Here is an 18,044-nt window from a genome sequence, read left to right as displayed (position 1 = left end):
CGCCACACACGCACGCCCTATCGCGGCGGAGATGTTTCCTGCGGGTTGCCCGGTTTCGATGGGGGAGCGGGCGGCTGGTTTGGCGATGTGCCCGCTGCTGTTGACTCGTCCATAGCGGACGCTGCGGTGGTGCCGTGGCCTAGCCTCATCAACGACCACCGGGCCGGTTCCACAGGTGCTGATCTGTTCGAAACTCGGGACGAGGCCGTGCAGTCGGCGGCGATGGGTCGGTGGCCAGCGGAGTTGTGTGGTGACCTGCTCGAAGACGCGGTCTGCGATGTGGAAGATCCGGCAGCAAGCGCAGCCGGGGGAGAATGTGGTGGTGACGGCGGAGGACGCTCGCCGCGGGTGTGCGTTGTGACGGGAGGCCCGGTGGAGAGCGCGCCCCCTCCTTCCCGGTACGCGTCCGCACAATGGAACACAAACACGTTCGGCCGCACGAACAATCGCGCGTAGGCCAACACGGGCTGTTCCTGGTCCGTCCGCCCGCCGATATGTTCCTCGATGATCGGGGCTAGCGTCGTTGCCTGCGTTTGCGGTGATATTTGATCTCGGTCCAGGACGATCGCCAGCCGCAGTTCCTCGCGGGTGCGCCCCCGCCTGGTGTCGAGAACGTTCTTTTGCAGCAAGGAAAAGAACGATTCCATCGCGGCGTTGTCCCCACGCGCGCCGACCCTGCCAATGGATCCGGCCCGCTGGTGGGGGGGTGTAGTAGTCGCCGGAACTTCTTCGACTGGAACTGGCTACCGCGTTCCGAGTGGACGATCACGCCGCGCGGATTCCGGACTGCGATGGCGTTGCGTAACGTTGCGACGGCGAGTGAGGACTACATCCGGTGGCTGATCGAGTAGCCCACGATGCGGTTGGAGTACCAGTCCTTGACCGCACACAGATACACCTTCCCCTCGGCGGTGGGGTGCTCGGCGATGTCTGTCAACCACGCCATATTCGGCGCCGTGGCGGCGAATTTCCGGCCCACGAACAAGGTGGTCGTGCATCGGTGGACCCGGCTTGCGGAACCGGTCCTTTTTCGTGGGTAACAAGGAAAAGATGCGTTTCATCGAGCAGATCAGCCACATCCGGTTCTCCGACACGACGAATCAGCAGGTCGTGAGTTCGTCGGCGATGAACCGATATCCTCCGGCGGGGTCGTCGGCGTGGATGTCGAGCGCGGCGTTGATCAGATGTGCGTCGTCCCAGTCGCGTTGCGAGGCCGGATCACGGCGCCATTGGTAGTAGGCCTGCCGGGAGATCCTCAGCGCCCTGCACGTCACCGCGACCGGCACCCTGATTGGGGCGCCGGCCGCGGCCAGTTCATGGACGAGCGGGAAGACTGTTCTCCCGGAAGATTGGCCTGCGCCAGATACGCCGCTGCCTTACGCAGGACCTCGTTCTCCTGCTCCAACACCCGGTTCCGCTCGCGGAGTTTCCGCAGCTCGGTGGACTCATCGCGGGTGACCCCGGCGCGCGTGCTGTCGTCGACGGCGGCAGCACACAACCAGTTGGCCAGGCAGAACTCGGAGATCGTGAAATCCTTGGCGATCTGCTTCAACTGAGCCTCACCACGATGGGCGACCGCGACTACATCGTCACGGATCTCCGGGGGAAAGGGCTTAGGCGCGAAGACATCCTTCCAGACGAGGCCGAAGCCTCACATATCAAGTGTCAACCAAACCCTGGGCAGGCCCGGTGGGCGTGGCAGTAGCTCAGTTGCGCAGCAGCAACGCTGTCACATGTAGACCGCATGCGACTGCCACGATCAGCGTGTACTCGGTGGTGATCTCGTCGAGGTAGTACGCAAGATTGACCGGGTAGGTGGCCACGGTCATATTGCCGTGCTCTGCGAGGGTGTCCAGGTATTCCCGGGGTTTGATGCGCTCATTCCAGTGGTCCATCAGGATCCGGGAACCCTGGTGGGTCATCAGGGTTACCTGGTTCGGGTCCACGTCATTGCGTTTGAGCAGGTCCAGTGCCACTACTGCAACGGCGTCCTTGACCAGCCCGCCGAGATCCTCGATCCCGGTCTGCGTCATGTCGTAGGTCGGGGTCGGCAGCCCGGTGACCGGATCGGCGGGGAGCAGCGTGAGTCCGTTGAGGTGCAACGTTCTCATGGTCATGGTCAGGCCGTGGTATTGGCTGCTTGCGGTCTGCGTCAAGTGGTCGACGACCACGAATCGATCGGAAGGACCGACCACCGCCGCACCGGCCGCGTCGCCGATGCTGACCGCGTGGCCTTTGGTGTAGTCCATGTGTCCGGTCCAGTTGGCGCCGCAGGCGACCAGCGAGTTGCGGGCCCGGCCGGCTTCTACCGCCTCGGCTGCGTGCACGACGCCGAGCAGGAAGTTGCTGTACTCGCTGTTGATCGGTACGACCATGACTTCAGCGGGAAGCCCGAGCAGGTGGTGCACGTGGTACAGGCTGTTGGGGGTGAGGTATTCCGGCACGGTGATGTAGCCGTACAACCGGTCGATGTCGACGGGCTCGAGCCCTGCTTTGCCCAGCGCGAGATCGGCGGCTTTGACGACGTGGTCTTCAATGCGTTCGCCCTTGGCGAGCACTCGGCGGCGATCGAGGCCGCGGAAGACGGCCGCCTCGATCACGCCCTGGGCATTGCGGTTCTGATTCAGCGAAGCATATGCCGGGTCGTCGTTGCGTCGGACCCCGTTCGGGACCGAATAGCCAGCGCCGAGAATGCCTGCAGTCTGTGTCATGTCGTCCCTCAGTACGTGATGAGCGGCTTGATAATTCCGTCAGCGCGTGAAGCGAGAAGGTCGAAAGCTTTCGCCGCGTCTCCGAAGCCGAAGCGGTGCGTAGTCATCGGTGTGGGGTCGATGCGCTTGTTGACCATGAGCCGGAACAACCGCTGAAGGCGCTCGGAGCCGCCAGGGCAGAGCATCGCTCGGATTGTCTTGCCACCCATGCCGAAACCGAAGGACACTAGTGGAATCGGCAGCGGCCCGGTGGCTTGCCAGCCGTGGTAGCCGGCATTGACCACCGTGCCTCCGGCTTTCGTTGCGCGAACGGCCTGTTCGAAGGTCTCGTGGGTGCCGAGTGCCTCGATGGCGCAATCGACCCCGTGCTGGCCAACGACGTCCCGGATCTTGTTGATCGCATCCTCGTGGCGCGGGTTGATGACTAGATCGCTGCCGAACTGCGCGGACAGACGGGCATTGAGCGGGCGAGTCGCAGTGGTTATGACTGTGCCGGCGCCGAGCAAGCGGGCTCCTGCCGTGACGGAGAGACCGACCGCGCCTTGAGCGAACACCGCAACGGTACCGCCAAGAGGGATGTTGGCCTGTTCGGCTGCGGCGAGCCCCGTGCTCATGGAGTCGGTCGCGTACAACGCCTGCTCGTCGGTCAGCTCGTCGGGGATCCTGGCGACGTTGAAATCGGCGTCCGGCACGACGAAATATTCAGCCAGACTTCCGTCCTGTTGTGTGGTGAACTTATAGCCACCAACCCCACCGCCGCACTGCTGTGGCGCTCCGCTCTGGCAGAAATCACAGCACCCGCACGGCGTGACTGAGGTAACCGCCACCCGTTCGCCTTCGCGTATTCGTGTCACCGCGTCCCCAACGCGGCTCACGATCCCCACGCTTTCGTGCCCAAGGACCCGGCCCACTGGCACTGCCATTGCTCCGCTTAGATTGTGCACATCGCTCGCACACATCATCGATGCAGTGGTTCGCACTACCACATCGCGCGGACCCGGGTGCGGTACTGGCCGTTCTGCCAACGCGACCTCGTTGTGCGCCACAAGCGTGAGCGCTTTCATGGTTGCGTGCCGATGACGCGGCAAGCTCGTAGTTCCTTGGCTACCCGATTGCGTTGTGACTGAGCCGCTCGTACTCATGCCTTTCCTCCTGTACTGTAGCTTTGCATTCGAGAACATCGGCCAGGTCCTGGAGGCTGTCAATCAAGGTTTCGCCACGTCCCCCGGAGGGCCTCAAGAACAGTTCCAAGTATTGTCGTCCGTCGTGGCTTTCCAGCGACATTCGGTCTATGGTGAGGCCGCAGCGGCGCACTGTGGCCGTAACGCGCGGTACTGCGTAAGGCGTGTCCCGCGCAACCAAGGAAACTGCACGAGGTGAGGTGCGCTCCACCTCATGAGTCGAGTTTTGGGCGATGATTTTCTCGCGGACGATGCTCGTATCCCAGCGTGGTGACATACCCCGGGCGATGGCAATGTCATCGTTGCTGGCGCCGGGTCCGACCATCGGCCATACCATCTCGTTGGCCGGAACCTGGAAATCGATGATCGCTGGAATGTCGGTGATCTCGCGAGCACGCTGAACCACTTCGTCTACTTCATCGGCCTTCGTGCATCGCAGGCCGACGCAGCCGTATGCTTCGGCGAGCCGGACGAAATCCGGCGCTGCCCCAACGGTGTTCAACTCAGACTGCGAGTACCGCTGGTCGTAGAAAAGGTTCTGCCACTGCCGGACCATGCCATAACTACCGTTGTTGATCACGGCGATTTTGATGGGGATGCGTTCGGCCACGCACGTAGCGAGCTCCTGATGCGTCATCTGGAAGCAGCCGTCGCCGTCGATCGCCCAGACCTCGCGCTCGGGCAAAGCCAATTTCGCGCCCATGGCGGCAGGCACCGCTACTCCCATCGTGCCGAGCCCACCCGAGGTGATCAGCGAGCGCGGACGTTCGAAGCCGATGCACTGGGCAGTCCACATCTGATGCTGGCCGACCCCGGTCACGTAGATCGCGTCCGGCGCGGCCAGTTCGCCCAACCGGCGTAGGACGCGCGGGGCGGACAGGCCGTCCGCGGGCTGTTCGTAGGCCGGGCGATAGGTCTTCTGGTAGCCCTGCAAGATCCTGGTCCAGGCCGTGAAGTCGTAGCGAAGGTCCTCTGCGGCGCTTAGCCGGTGGAGTTCGCCGAGTACCTGTTTGCAATCGCCGACTATGGGCACGTCGGCGCGCCGGACCCGAGAAATCTCGGTGGCGTCGATGTCGATATGGATGACCTGCGCCCCGGGGGCGAAGGTGGAAAGTTGTCCGGTCACTCGGTCGTCGAAGCGAACCCCGACCGCGATGAGCAAGTCAGCCTGCTGCAGAGCGCCGACCGCAGCGACTGATCCGTGCATGCCCGGCATACCCATGTGCAATGGATGACTGTCCGGGAAGACGCCGAGTCCCATGAGCGTGGTCACCACAGGTATCCCGGCATGTTCTGCGAAGCGCAACAGCTCCGGGGCAGCTTCCCCGAGAACGGCACCACCACCTACGTAGAGCACCGGCCGCGATGCCGAACTCAACAGCTTTAGGGCGTCGCGCAGGAAATGACCATCACACGTGGTCGGCGTCTGAGGCGCAGACGCTCGTGGTTCAAGGAAGGATGTGGTGGCGAGCAAGGCGTCCTTGCACACGTCGACGACCACCGGCCCAGGTCTGCCTGCCCCGGCAATCCGGAATGCGTTGGCGATCGCAGTGGGGATCTGTTCGGCGTCGGTGACGGCGAATCCGTGTTTGGTAACGGGAAGAGTGATCCCGAGGACGTCAATCTCCTGGAAAGCGTCCGTCCCGATTGCCGTGCTGGGCACTTGGCCGGTGATCGCCACAATCGGGATCGAGTCTCGGTACGCGTCGGCCAGGGGAGTGACGAGATTTGTCGCGCCGGGACCGCTGGTAACCAGGCAAACCCCAACCCTCCCGGTCGCCTGGGCGTATCCCCTCGCCGCGTGACCGGCGCATTGCTCGTGCCGTACCAATACATGCCGCAGTGTCTTCGAATCGACCAGCGCATCATACGCCGGCAAGATCGCGCCCCCCGGCAACCCAAAGATCACCTCCGCCCCGACTAGTTCCAGGCTCTGGGTCAGGGCTTGAGCACCGGTTATCTCTTCGGCAGACCTTGGCGGGGGGATGGTCATCGAGAAAGCCTCCTAAGGAAGACCCATTAATGCGCTCAGCGCCGGCGTACCGGGCAAGTATTGTCTTGAGGAAATAAGCGTCATTGGCCGCCGCTTTGCGTGCGATCAGCGGGATCGCAAGGAAACCCTGCAGGGAACCAGCGGATTGGTCCACGTGCTCCCGTGCCTCCACCTCCGGTAATGTTCCCCGCTTTCGGTATGCGGAAATCGGTCTACCCCAAGTGTGCGCTTGGGGCATGGATCCCACGGCCAACCGGGCCAAAGGTCGTTGGTCGCGATTACGAGGCGGATTCTGACCCTCTTTTCGTTGGAGGCGATACCGTTAGGTCGCGACTGTGTCCTGATGGTCACCAACACATGACCATTTGGACAGTTCAGCTGGCCGGGATCGTCGAAGCCGGTTCGGGCTGGTCGTGGCCGCTGTGTGGCAGGATTCTGGTGCGGTCGGCGGCGACGCGTTGCGGAGTGCAGGTGATCTGGGTGATGCCGGCCAGGCCTAGCAGGCCGAGTGCGAGGCTGCGTGGAGTGGCCAAGACCTCGGCGCCGGTTCCGGCGTGAGCGTTCTGGACGTTCTCGCGGTGGGTTACCCCGTGCGCACTCCCTTGCTGATCCGGCTACTGAGGTGGTCGAAGGTGTCCGCGGCGGATGCGGACTTTTTGTACGGTGCCCGGAAAATCGATCCCTCCAGCGGGCGCGGCCCAGATCGCCTGGCGTACGAAGCGGTGGGCCTCGGCGTAGGCGGCCGAGCTATCCCGGCACACGACCTGGACAGTCAGGCGGCCGGGATGGCGGCCCGACGGTCTTCCAGCAGGCCAAGAACGAGGCCGGGCTTGACCACTACCAGATCTGGTCTTGGTGCGCCCCCGTCACCCTCGCGTCCCGCAGGGGGCGATCAACAGAGGATTCCCGTTCGTACCCGGAGACTCTTATACTCCCGCCGTGGACGTACCCGGCTACTTGGCACGGCTCGGTCTCGAACATGAACCGCCGAGTCTGGCGGCGTTGCAGAGGTTGCAGGCGGCGCACGTCGAACGGGTGCCTTATGAGATGCTGGACCTCCAGTTCGGGCAGCCGCCCTCGCTGGATCCGTCGGCCTCGGCAGCGCGAATACTGCAGGGCCGCGGTGGTGGCTGCTACCACCTCAATGGCGCTTTCTCCGCGCTGCTGCGCGAGCTCGGTTACCAGGTCACCCGCCATCTTGGCGGAGTGCAGCACAGCACGGAGGATCCGCCTGAAATCAGCCGGAATCACCTGGCGCTGACCATCACCGGCCTGCCGGAAGACCCCGAGGCAGCGTGGCTGGTGGACGCCGGGTTGGGAGACGGCTTCCATTTGCCGCTACCTCTGCGAGAAGGCTCGTACGACCAGGGTCCTTACACCTACCGGATCCGGCCGTCCGAGGTGGCACCGGGCGGCTGGCGTTTCGACCACGACCCGACGGGTGCCTTTGTCGGTTTCGACGTTGCGCCCGGCGTCGCGAAGATGACCGACTTCGCGGAAAAGTGGGTGTGGTTGTCGACAGCGCCGGAGTCGGGATTCGTCCGTCTCTGCATGCTGATGCGCCGCGACGCGACAGGCGTCGACACTCTCAAAGCTTTGTCCTTGAACCGCCACGGTGCCGAAGAAGTACTCGAATCCCCCGAAGCATGGTGGACGGCGGCAGGTGACGTGTTCGGGATCCAGAGGACCCTGTTCACCAACGATGAGCGCGATCGACTGTGGCAGCGGCTCCTCGAGCAGCACGAGGGCCACGTGGGCGACGAAGTGATCAACGCCTAGTAGTGCTTCGTTAAGTCTTGATCTTGTTGGTGGGCATGCTTCATGATCTTGGTGTGGATCTTGGTGCGGTGGAACGTCTTCGGGGCGAGTTGAGCGAGTTCGTGGGCGAGGTGTTCGCTTCGGTGTCACGGAAGGACCAGCGACGGCAGGGGGACTGCTATCTGCGGGGGTTGATGCTGGATGGCGCCCGGAAGTCGATTCAGCCGATGGCCGAGCGGTTGCCGGACGGGAATATGCAGGCCCTTCAGCAGTTTGTGAATCAGTCTCCGTGGGACCACGAACCGGTGTTGCGCACGATCGCGGGCAAGATGACCGAGGTGATCGGCCCGCAGGCGTGGGTGGTCGATGATGTGTCGTTTCCCAAATCTGGTGATCAGTCGGTGGCGGTGGCGCGCCAGTACTGCGGCGCGCTGGGCAAGCAGGCCAACTGCCAGGTCGGGGTCAGTGTGCACGGAGTCACCGATGCGGCATCGTGCCCGTTGTCGTGGCGGCTGTTCGTCCCCAAGGGGTGGGACGACCGGGACGATCCACGCCGGGCTCGCACCGGAATGCCCGCCGAGGTTGGTCATACCGAAAAATGGCGGCTGGCTTTGGAGATTCTCGATGAACTGATCGCACAGGAACTCACGCCGCCAGTGGTGGTCGGCGATGCCGGTTATGGCCAGGCCGCTGCGTTCCGGCACGGCTTGGCCGCACGAGGCATGGACTACGTCGTGGCCGTCCGGGGCAACGAGAACGCTCACCTCGCCGACGCTATACCTGCCACGGCTGCCTACCCGGGACGCGGTCGACGCCCGGCGCCTCGCTACCGCGAACCGGCGGCCCCGCTGGCCGAGATCGCCACCGCCGAGGGACGCGGCGCGTTCCGTCAGGTCACCTGGCGCCACGGCAGCCAAGGACCGATGCACTCGAAGTTCCGGGTGATCACGATCCGCCCCGCCGGCCGGGCCATGACCGATCTCGTCCGCAGGGAGAACGGAGGACGCGACTGGGATGGTGTGCTGCCTACGGCGACCCTGCTGGTCGAATGGCCACCCGGCGCCGAAGCACCCACCGATTACTGGATCACCAACCTGCCCACCACCACACCCATCCGAAAACTGGTGCGACTGGCCAAGATCCGCTGGCGGATCGAACACGACTACCGCGAACTCAAACACGGCCTCGGACTCGACCACTTCGAAGGCCGTACCTGGCGCGGCTGGCACCACCACGTCACCCTCGTCACCGCTGCCCACGCCTTCCTCACCCTCCGGCGGCTGAACCCAAAAGCCCCCACGCCGGCCTGACCTTCTACCAGACCCTGACACTGCTCCAAAGCGTCTTACTGTGCTGGACCGGCGTTTGCCCCACATGCCAAAGAAAACTCCCCAAACGAAGACAAACTTAACGAAGTACTACTAGTACTGCAACGGCAGATAGCTGAGTGGGTAGCCGTGGCGTTTGTAGTGGCTGAGGCGTGTTTGATGTTGTCGTCGGCGGTGGAAGCGAGACCAGGCGAGTGCCCTTTTTCAGGCATCCGGTGTCGTCGACGCTCATTGCGCCATCGGGCTCGCCGAGATGCTCGATGACGTAATCACGCACATCGTCGCGGACACCATCGATATCCAGTCGGCCCAGCGCAGCAGTCGCTGCCATCCTGTCCGGGGATATCTCGCCGGCGTGCTCGGCCAGCGTCCAACCGCGGGTGTACGCGCCGTCGACGGTGGGGCGTTTCTGCGGGCCTTCACCCACGTCCACACCCAGCAGTTAGCGTCGGTGGCCCGCCAGTTGCTGATCAATCTCGCAGAGCGGACGCCGATGCTGGACGGCGCGAACCAGTGACCTTTGTGGACATTCGCCGAACCAGGGCGCCGACGTTAGCGCACGCCTCAACGTACAAGCGCGACCTCACAAGCACCGGATGTAGTGTGCGATCAGGAAGTCATCTGTGCATGATGGGACATTACCGTTGACGCGTCCGTGACGCGAAGACAGCCTGGCTTCGACACCACTTCCGGACACGAGGCGATTGTTGGCTTGCTGCCCGCCCTGCGGGCTCGCCCCCCACGTTCGTCTTCCTTGAACTGGCGTCAACTCCCTATTTTTTGAGCAATCAGTTCAGGAAGGAGCGGCATGCTCAGGAAGATCGCTGCCACTGCGGCGTTGGCATTTGCCGCGTTGTCGCTCGTCGTGCCCACGGCGTCGGGTGCTACCCTCGTCTACGCTGGCGTCTACCCCAGCAACGAGGAAGCTCATAAAGCCTGTGCCGTTGGGCTTGAACAGGGCCGCTGGTCGGATTGTGCTTACACACTGATTGGTCCAGGCGGAGCGACTGAGCTCTGGGTGGCCCCCAGGTAACACCTCATCCGTCCGCGCACGCTGACCGATGCGGCAACTGGTGCTGGCCCACCGGCTTGACGGTGGTCGGCACCGCCGGGACTCGATGGTGGCATCAGTGCGGTCTGTCCCACGCTGTCGAGATAGAAGACGACATCGGCGACCGTGCGCTGCCCAATCCCGTGCTCCACGCGGCTACCGCGACCGATCTACAATGGCCGGATCGCTGATAGCCACTGATCGTCGAACGGCCCATTACGAACCACGCCGCCAGCACACCGGCTTGTACCGGCCCCGCGCCCAGTGCCCCGCCGTGCATGCACGAGGTCGTTGGTCTCCTGGTCGTTAATGGGCCTAGGTCCTCAGCGACCAGTCAGAGATGGCCGCCGCGATTAGAAATTTCACCGCGCCACTCGGGTTAGAAGCTCTCACTATTGGGAGGGCAAATTCGCCACCCGATTGGACTAGTTTCAGTTCAAAGAACAAGCCTAGACTTCTGGGCGGCCCCGCATCTGATCACAATATCGTAGCTCTTGGTGAGGTCGGGGATCGGCACAGTCATGTCGTGCTTGGAGGGCTGATGGCAGTGCCTAATCTACCGCTTCCTGCGCAGACTCGGTCCGGCATTCCACGAAAGGAGTCGGGTCGGTCCCCTCTTGGCGGGCCGCAGTTGTTGCATGAGTTGATCGAAGGCCAGGCCAAGTGCACACCCGGTGCCATCGCCATTGAGGTGGGCTCGACGCTCGTCACATATGCCGAGTTGATTCACCGGTCTAGGGAACTAGCAGAAATGTTGGTCCGAGCCGGCGTGAATCCTGAACGTGCGGTGTGCGTCGATATGTGCCGAGGATATGAGTTGGTGATCGCACTGCTGGCGGTGTCGATGGCCGGCGGGGTTTACGTGCCTCTCGATCCGATGTACCCGCAGCGACGGCTGGCTGCGATGATCGAGGACGCTGCCCCGGCGGCCTTCATTGCTGGCCCTGGGTCGAAACTGGCCGATGCTGCGCGGCACGACGAGGTGCCAGTTCTCGCAGTCTCGGCGTCGAAGACGAGCGCGGGACGTCAAATCGCTGACGACCAGGGAAGGCGACGCGCAAATGCTGTGCCAGTCCCCGCGAACGCGCTGTACGCCATGTTTACGTCCGGCTCCACCGGGCGTCCAAAAGCAGTGGTAAACACGCATGAGGGGTTTATTGATTTTCTGCTTTGGATGAGGGAAGCTTTCCCGTTGGACGCGAGTCGTTCGGTTCTGATGAAAACCCAGATCGGGTTCGACGTCTCAATGTGGGAAATTTGCTGGCCCTTGATATGCGGCGCCCGCCTTGTTGTTCCTCGTCCGGAGAATCACCTTGAACCATCTTATTTGACAAGCTTTATCCAGCGGTGTCGCGTTACCGACATCATCCTCGTTCCTTTGCAACTCAGTGCGTTTCTCGCGGATACCGGCGCCCGAGATTGCGTCTCGTTGCGCCGCGTGTTCTCGATTGGTGAGGCGCTGCCGAGCCGGACGGCTGCCCTGTTCCGCCAAGTGCTCGGGCGCGTGGAACTGCACAACACCTATGGGCCCACTGAGGCAGCGGTCGCGGTCACGGCTTGGTTGAGCACAGTGGCGGAGTCGATGGCCACCGCTGTGCCCATCGGAACAGCGCAGGGCCGCTCACGGCTGCATATCGTCGATGCCAATCTCTGCGAGGTGCCTGCCGGCGTGCCGGGTGAACTGTGCATCACGGGCCCTCAGGTGGCTCGCGGGTACCCACTACATCCCGGAATGACTGCCGATCGGTTCGTTCCCAACCCGTTCGCGGATGCTGGGTTGCCCGGCTGCTCACGGTTGTACCGCACCGGAGATCTGGCCCGACTGGGGCCCGGAGGAGCAGTGGAGTTTCTCGGTCGAAACGACCGGCAGGTCAAAGTGCGCGGCCAGCGGGTGGAGCTAGGGGACATCGAAGCCGCACTCTCCGCGCTGCCCGGCGTCCGAGAGGCCGAGGCGGCGTTGCGCCCGGACCGGTCCGGCCAGGACAGGCTGGTCGCCTGGGCGGTCGCTCAACGAACGGGGTTGGTTTCCGGCGGCCAACTGCGGGATGCGTTGCGCGTGAAGGTGCCATCCTCGATGATCCCGGACGTCGTAGTGGTGCTCGAGCAGTTCCCCTTGCTCGCAAATGGAAAGCTGGACCGCTCCGCGCTACCCGATCCATTCGCGTCACGTGTTGACGTGGCAGCGGAGATGAGTACCTCTGCCTGTGGGCTGGAGCAGATCGTGAGCCAGGTGTGGGGCCGCGTGCTTGGCCACGCCCCTGCGGGACGCCACACCTCATTCTTCGATGAAGGCGGCAACTCGTTGTTATTGTTGGACGTCCTTGCCCGACTGCGTGCCGCGGGCCTGCGGGTCGAACTCGCCGACCTGCTCCGGCTACCCACCATCGCCAGTCTCGCTGAGTGGCTGCGCGGTGACGTTACTGACTCCGCATCGGCGATCACCGGTCCTGGGCAGCGTGTCAACCTGCTGCACCAGCGCCGGGCCAGATATTAGGGAGTATCGGTGTCTGAGCTCACTGGCAGTCCGGCGCGGGAGCGGAACGGCCTCGAGATCGCCATCATCGGAATGGCGGGCCGGTTTCCCGGCGCGCCATCGCCAGCGCACCTGTGGGAGAGGGTGCTGGCGGGGTGCCCCGCGGTATCGCGATTCAACAGCAACGATGCCGCGGCTGAAGGGCTGAACGCGGACTTATTAACGGAACGCGCGGACTACGCGCCGTATGGCGCGGTCCTCGACGATGTCGAGATGTTCGACGCCGAGTTCTTCGGTATGTCACCGCGAGAAGCTGAGCAGACCGACCCGCAGCAGCGGCTTTTGTTGGAGTGTGCCTGGGAAGCACTAGAAGACGCCGGGTACGACACTCACCGACTACCCGGGCTGATGGGGGTGTACGCGGGTGTGGGCTCCTCGACTTACCGCCAGATGCTGCCCTCACACCCAGAAGACGGCCTGGGATCGGCCCGCGACTACCAGCTGTCAATTGGTAACGACGCTGACTTCGCTGCCACACGGATCGCCTACCGGATGGATCTCACAGGCCCGGCGCTCACCGTGCAAACGGCCTGCTCGACCTCGCTGGTGGCGGTGCACTTGGCGGTGCAGGGCCTCCTCGCCGGAGACTGCGACCTCGCGCTCGCGGGGGGAGCTTCGATCCGGCTGCCGCACCGTGCGGGGTATCTGGTGCAGCCAGGCGGGATCCTCTCGCCTGACGGCCGGTGCCGTCCCTTTGCCGCCGCCGCCAACGGAACCGTGATCGGCAGCGGGGCCGGCGCCGTCGTGCTACGCCGTCTGCAGGACGCCGTGGACGACGGCGATCACATCTACGCGGTGGTGCTCGGTTCCGCGATCAACAATGATGGATCGCAGAAGTTGTCGTTCACGGCGCCCAGCGTGTCCGGCCAGGAAGCGGTGATTCTCGCGGCCCAAGCGGCCGCGCGCGTCGGTCCAGACTCCATCGAGTACGTCGAGACCCACGGCACTGGGACTGCGCTCGGCGACCAGATGGAGTTCGACGCCCTGGCCAGGGCATTCCGCTCTGGTACCCGACGTACCGGTTTCTGTTGGCTGGGCGCGGTCAAGAGCGTGGTCGGGCACCTGGACGCAGCATCCGGCATCACCGGCCTGACCGTCGCATCGCAAGCGCTGCACCGCGGCGTGATCCCGCCCGCCCGCCACGTCGATCAGCCACATTCCGGCCTCCATCTGGAATCCAGCCCATTCCGGCTGCCGAGCGAGCCTGTCGACTGGCCCCGTTCGGGACGACCAAGACGCGCTGCGGTGAGCTCGTTCGGCCTCGGGGGCACCAACGCGCACGTGGTCCTTGAAGAGGCACCGGCCGTCGCCGGGGCCGACGAGCGCACCGCACGGACATCGGAGTTGCTCATCGTCTCGGCACGCACCCAGGACATGCTGGGGACGAGTCTTCGCGCGCTCAGCGGCGCGCTCACAGCTAGGCCTGACCTGTGCTTGGACGACGTGTCGTTCACACTGGCGAACGGCCGGCGGCAGATGCCGTACCGGTGGTCGGCAGTCTGCCGAGACACTTCGTCGGCGGCGAGCGCTGCTGCGGCCGCTGTGGGTATGTCCGGGCCGGCGCGGGAGGAGCCCCGCCTCGCTTTTCTGCTGCCAGGGATCGGTGCCCAGCGGAAGGGTATGGCGCAACAACTGTATGCCGCCGAGCCGCGTTTCCGCGCGCGGATGGACCAGTGTGCGCGGCTGCTCGCGGCTGATGCCGGCATGGACCTGTTGGCAGCGTTGTACCCGGCGGGCGACGCATCGAGCAGCCTTGACCGGCTGGACCAAGGTACTGCGGCGCTCTTTTCGGTCCAATACGCACTGGGGACGCTCTTGGAATCGTGGGGTGTTCAACCAGCAGCGCTGCTCGGCCACAGCCTCGGTGAATGTGTAGCCGCCTGTCTTGCCGGCGTGATGTCCTTACGCGACGGGCTACGGCTCGCGGTGCTGCGTGGGCACCTGTTCGAACGGGCACCGGGAGCGATGGTAGTGGTGCCGCTGTCCGAGCAATCCCTGATTCCACTGCTCCCACCGGGGACCGCAGTCGCGACCATCGCCGGGCCGGAGCGGTGCGTGGCTTCGGGGCCGACCGCACAAATCAGCCAACTCATGGAGACACTGGCAAACCAAGGGATGCGATGCCGACTGGTTCCGGTCCGGGCAGCCCTGCACTCGCCGGCGATCGGGAACGCCGCCGACGAGTTTGGTGAGTTCATGTCCTCCGTGTCCTTGCAGGAGCCCCGAAAGCCGTACATCTCCAATGTGACCGGGACCTGGGTCACTGCGAAGCAAGCGACAGACGCGGCCTACTGGGCGACGCAGATGAGGAGCACGGTGCAACTCAGTGATGGATTCGCCCTCTTAGCAAGGACTGGGCACAATCTATTTGTCGAGTTGGGGCCGGGATACACCATGAGCACATGGGCCCAGCAGCACCAGGCTCTGCGTGGGCAGGCTACCGCACTTCCCACGCTCGGCGATGTCGCTAACCACGACGCACTGGAACAGCTTCAGGAGACCGTTGGCCGACTGTGGCAACGCGGGGTCTCCATCGACTGGCAAGAGTACTTTCAAGGTCGCCACCGGCGCCGCGTCTCATTGCCAGGACATCCATTCGAGCGCCAACGCCACAGCGTCACGAGGCGGGTTCGGTCCATGCCTGCCAACACCACGCCGCGCCCTGCCGTCTCGCCAAGGGCGCAGACGGAGGAGGAACCATCCCCGATGGCGGCCGCGTTCCGGCAGCAGTGGCGCGAGACCCTTGGCATTGACCAAATTGGACTCGACGATGACTTCTTCGCGCTAGGTGGCGACTCGCTGTTGGCTGTCGAGCTGGCGGCCAGGCTGTCCAAGTTGACGTCCACGGTCATACATCCGAGTGGGCTGCTCAACGCTTCCACGCTCCGCGAACAGCTTGGCGTCTTCTCCGGCCACCGGGCTGAACCGGGCCACCTCACACTCATCCGGGCCGCAGCCCAAGCCCCCGAGGAGTCGGTGCCGCTCTATCTCGTGCACCCTATCGGTGGCGAAGTGATCGCCTATGCGGATCTCGCGGCGGCCCTCGACTGGTCGGCGCCGATCTTCGGCTTCGCTGCCAATGACCAGGCGGACAATGCTGACCAGCGTTGGACGCTGGAGGCCATAGCCGAGCGTTACGCCCAGGAACTGAGGTCCGCCCAGTCAGCTACCGGATACGTGTTGGGTGGCTCCTCTTTCGGCGGCGTGGTTGCTGTGGAGATGGCCCGCCTGATGCATTCTTATGGCAACCCGCCTCTCGTGACTGTTCTGCTGGACAGTCCGTGGCCTGCCGATATCCCACTCGCACACGCCACATCCGACGCCCAACTCGCCCGCCTCACCGGAGTGAGCCTGCCCGTTGTCCGGGCCAAGCTACGAGGACTTCGAGGTGAGCGCCGACGGCAGCGACGGTTGCAGTTGGCGCAGCAGGCGCGGGCCGTGCCAGCCCATGTCACAGTTCGTGAGTTCGCGCAGTATCTCGACCGGCTGGCAGGGCGCGCAGAGTCGCTGCGGTCGTATCGTCCGCAGGGATACAGCGGCGAGGTGGTCTACTTCCAGGCGGCTGGATCCGTCCACTTGGGAGAGACGTCTGCCGATCGATGGGCGCACGCACTGCCGAGGCTGCGCGTGCTGGCTGCTTCTGGGGGGCACGAGTCGATGCTGCACCCTCCGCATGTGTCCGGCTTGGCCGTCGATCTGCGGAGAGCCGTGCCAACCCATCAGGACTGGGGGGCCATGAAGGGAGCCGACGGTTGAACTCGCCATGGCCTAGCGCGCTCGCCGGCCGCCTCGTCGAGCATCAGCTCGACAGCCGATGCTTGAAGAACAATCCGCTCGGTGACCCCGCGCGCCGACCTCTGTGGGTGTACACGCCGCCTGACTACGGCGCGGCCCCCCTGCGCCGGTACCCGTCGATCTATGTTCTGCAAGGGTTCACCTGCCACCTGGACATGTGGCATAACCGAGTAGCGTTCCGTCCCACGCTCCCGGAGGCGGTGGATGCGCTCTACGCTCACCACGGCTTGCCGGGTGCGATCGTCGTCTACGTCGACGCGTGGACCTCCTATGGCGGCAGCCAGTTCATCGACTCACCGGGAACCGGCAATTACATGTCCTACTTGTGCGAGGACGTCGTGTCCTTCGTGGACAGCCACTATCGAACGCTGCCAAGCCCCGCACACCGGGCGATCAGTGGAAAGTCCAGTGGTGGGCTCGGTGCGATGCTGTGCGCCCTCCTGCGACCGGAGCTGTTCGGCGGATTGGCGAGCCACGCCGGAGACGCGCTCTACGAAGCGCTGTACCTGCCGGATTTCGCTAAGGCGACGCGCTACCTCCGCCCCTACGGGGGAAAACTCGATCGATGGTGGCAGGAGTTCCAGCAACGCGGACAGACCCCGTCGGGCCCCGAAGACCTCTGTTTGTTGGTGCTGCAGGGTGCAGCTGCGGCGTTCTCACCTGCAGCTGACGGTACGCCGTGTCTTCCCTTCGACACCATCACGGGCCAGCTGGCACCCGAGAAGTGGGACAAGTGGCTCGCCTGGGATCCGGTGCGACTGGTGGCACGCCATTCCCAAGCCGCGCGTGGTATCAGGGCTGCTTGGATCGATGCCGGCGATGCCGATGAGTACTTCCTCGACCTGGGCGCCACTGCATTCGACCGAGCGCTGCGTGCACACGGCGTTCCTGATGACCGCATCCGCTTCGAGATATTCAGAGGCCGCCACTTCGGCATCGAGCACCGCTACCCCGCGGCGATCGCCTGGCTCTCGCAGCAGATGGCAACCCATTGACCTGACCGAACCAGAGAGGCTGCCATGTCTCGCTTCCAACCAGGCACGAACGCCCGCGACATCGTCAACTCCCTCGACTTCCCACCTGATGGACTGGACAACGAGTTCCTGCGGCTGGCCAGGAACAACCAGCTGACGGTGCATCACTGGGAACGGCTTGTGCGCTACACGTATGTCGCCCTCGACGCGCAGGTCGTCGCGCATGCCAGCCTGGTCACCCGGTTTCCGCACCACCCGGCTGCCGACTTCTTCGTCCGATTAGCCGGCCTGCCCATCTCGTTGCGTGTCCCGCTTCGCGAAGCCGCCGAGCAACTGGGAACACCTCCAGATGCGCTGGCTGCGCGGTTGCTGCCGGTGCCTTGCCAAGGGCTGCTGGGCATGTTCGCCTGGCTCGGTGTCCACGCCACCCAAGCCGAGGCCGGTATGGCCGTGTACACCGATCTGGCCGAGTGGTACGCGATCTGGGGGCAGTTGATCCCCTACATGGAAAGGGCCGATCCGCCCCCACCGGCGCCGGCGGTCAGCGTCTTCCGCCGCTTCTCCACCCCGAACCGCGAACTGCTGGACGGTGCGTTGATGGCAGCTGATGACGGTCTGCTCCGGGGTGATGACCCGAACAGCGCACGGGAGGCGGCACTGCTCGCTCCTCACTACCTGAAGGAGTTCTGGGACGTATCAGCGGCAGGGACCGAGGAGTGA

12 protein-coding genes and 1 pseudogene are annotated in these 18,044 nt (G+C 64.2%); 6 read left to right on the top strand and 7 right to left on the bottom strand.

The features are described from left to right. Nucleotides 1-1,100: 1,100 nt before the first annotated feature. The 6 genes from ACWEV3_RS37350 to ACWEV3_RS37325 form a co-directional block, all read right to left on the bottom strand. Complete coding sequence (locus tag ACWEV3_RS37350) at nt 1,101-1,274, bottom strand: hypothetical protein (protein ID WP_452618415.1); 174 nt, start codon at nt 1,272-1,274, stop codon at nt 1,101-1,103. Continuing rightward, nucleotides 1,271-1,552: a transposase gene (locus ACWEV3_RS37345; protein WP_452618414.1), complete on the bottom strand. Its 282-nt coding sequence runs from the start codon at nt 1,550-1,552 to the stop codon at nt 1,271-1,273. Before ACWEV3_RS37345 ends, ACWEV3_RS37350 begins: the two co-directional genes overlap by 4 nt. A 154-nt stretch (nt 1,553-1,706) precedes the next feature. Continuing rightward, nucleotides 1,707-2,711, bottom strand: coding sequence for a hypothetical protein (locus tag ACWEV3_RS37340; protein ID WP_452618413.1), 1,005 nt, complete (start codon nt 2,709-2,711; stop codon nt 1,707-1,709). An 8-nt stretch (nt 2,712-2,719) separates the two neighbouring features. Beyond that, nucleotides 2,720-3,775: an alcohol dehydrogenase catalytic domain-containing protein gene (locus ACWEV3_RS37335; protein ID WP_452618412.1), complete on the bottom strand. Its 1,056-nt coding sequence runs from the start codon at nt 3,773-3,775 to the stop codon at nt 2,720-2,722. A gap of 40 nt (nt 3,776-3,815) precedes the next feature. After that, a complete protein-coding gene (locus ACWEV3_RS37330) occupies nt 3,816-5,885 on the bottom strand; it encodes an acetolactate synthase large subunit (RefSeq protein ID WP_452618411.1) in 2,070 nt (689 codons plus the stop codon). A 374-nt stretch (nt 5,886-6,259) separates the two neighbouring features. After that, on the bottom strand, nt 6,260-6,418 hold the full coding sequence (locus tag ACWEV3_RS37325) for a hypothetical protein (RefSeq protein ID WP_452618410.1): 159 nt from the start codon (nt 6,416-6,418) through the stop codon (nt 6,260-6,262). 406 nt (nt 6,419-6,824) lie between these two features. Here ACWEV3_RS37325 and ACWEV3_RS37320 point away from each other — a divergent pair, with 406 nt between their 5' ends. Both ACWEV3_RS37320 and ACWEV3_RS37315 read left to right on the top strand, forming a co-directional pair. Beyond that, nucleotides 6,825-7,664, top strand: a complete 840-nt coding sequence (locus ACWEV3_RS37320; protein ID WP_452618409.1) for an arylamine N-acetyltransferase family protein — start codon at nt 6,825-6,827, stop codon at nt 7,662-7,664. Between the two features lie 53 nt (nt 7,665-7,717). Further along, nucleotides 7,718-8,953: an IS701 family transposase gene (locus ACWEV3_RS37315; RefSeq protein ID WP_452618418.1), complete on the top strand. Its 1,236-nt coding sequence runs from the start codon at nt 7,718-7,720 to the stop codon at nt 8,951-8,953. Nucleotides 8,954-9,161: 208 nt separating this feature from the next. Here the strand turns inward: ACWEV3_RS37315 and ACWEV3_RS37310 are convergent. Continuing rightward, nucleotides 9,162-9,347, bottom strand: a pseudogene (locus ACWEV3_RS37310) (IS701 family transposase); the annotation flags it as partial. A gap of 1,318 nt (nt 9,348-10,665) precedes the next feature. Here ACWEV3_RS37310 and ACWEV3_RS37305 point away from each other — a divergent pair. Genes ACWEV3_RS37305 through ACWEV3_RS37290 form a run of 4 tightly spaced genes read left to right on the top strand, consistent with a single transcriptional unit; the run spans nt 10,666 to nt 18,044 of the window. Next, the gene (locus ACWEV3_RS37305) at nt 10,666-12,516 is read left to right on the top strand and encodes a non-ribosomal peptide synthetase (RefSeq protein ID WP_452618408.1); all 1,851 of its coding nucleotides are present in this window, start codon (nt 10,666-10,668) and stop codon (nt 12,514-12,516) included. A gap of 9 nt (nt 12,517-12,525) precedes the next feature. Beyond that, the gene (locus tag ACWEV3_RS37300; RefSeq protein WP_452618407.1) at nt 12,526-16,311 is read left to right on the top strand and encodes a type I polyketide synthase; all 3,786 of its coding nucleotides are present in this window, start codon (nt 12,526-12,528) and stop codon (nt 16,309-16,311) included. Continuing rightward, nucleotides 16,308-17,345: an alpha/beta hydrolase-fold protein gene (locus ACWEV3_RS37295; RefSeq protein WP_452618406.1), complete on the top strand. Its 1,038-nt coding sequence runs from the start codon at nt 16,308-16,310 to the stop codon at nt 17,343-17,345. Before ACWEV3_RS37300 ends, ACWEV3_RS37295 begins: the two co-directional genes overlap by 4 nt. Before the next feature lie 24 nt (nt 17,346-17,369). Continuing rightward, nucleotides 17,370-18,044 carry a hypothetical protein gene (locus tag ACWEV3_RS37290; RefSeq protein ID WP_452618405.1) on the top strand — a complete coding sequence of 225 codons (675 nt, stop codon included), beginning with the start codon at nt 17,370-17,372 and terminating at the stop codon, nt 18,042-18,044.

Source organism: Saccharopolyspora sp. NPDC003752 (assembly GCF_053605825.1).
The sequence above is the reverse complement of the archived record's forward strand: the minus strand, read 5'-3'. Positions and strand labels throughout refer to the sequence as shown.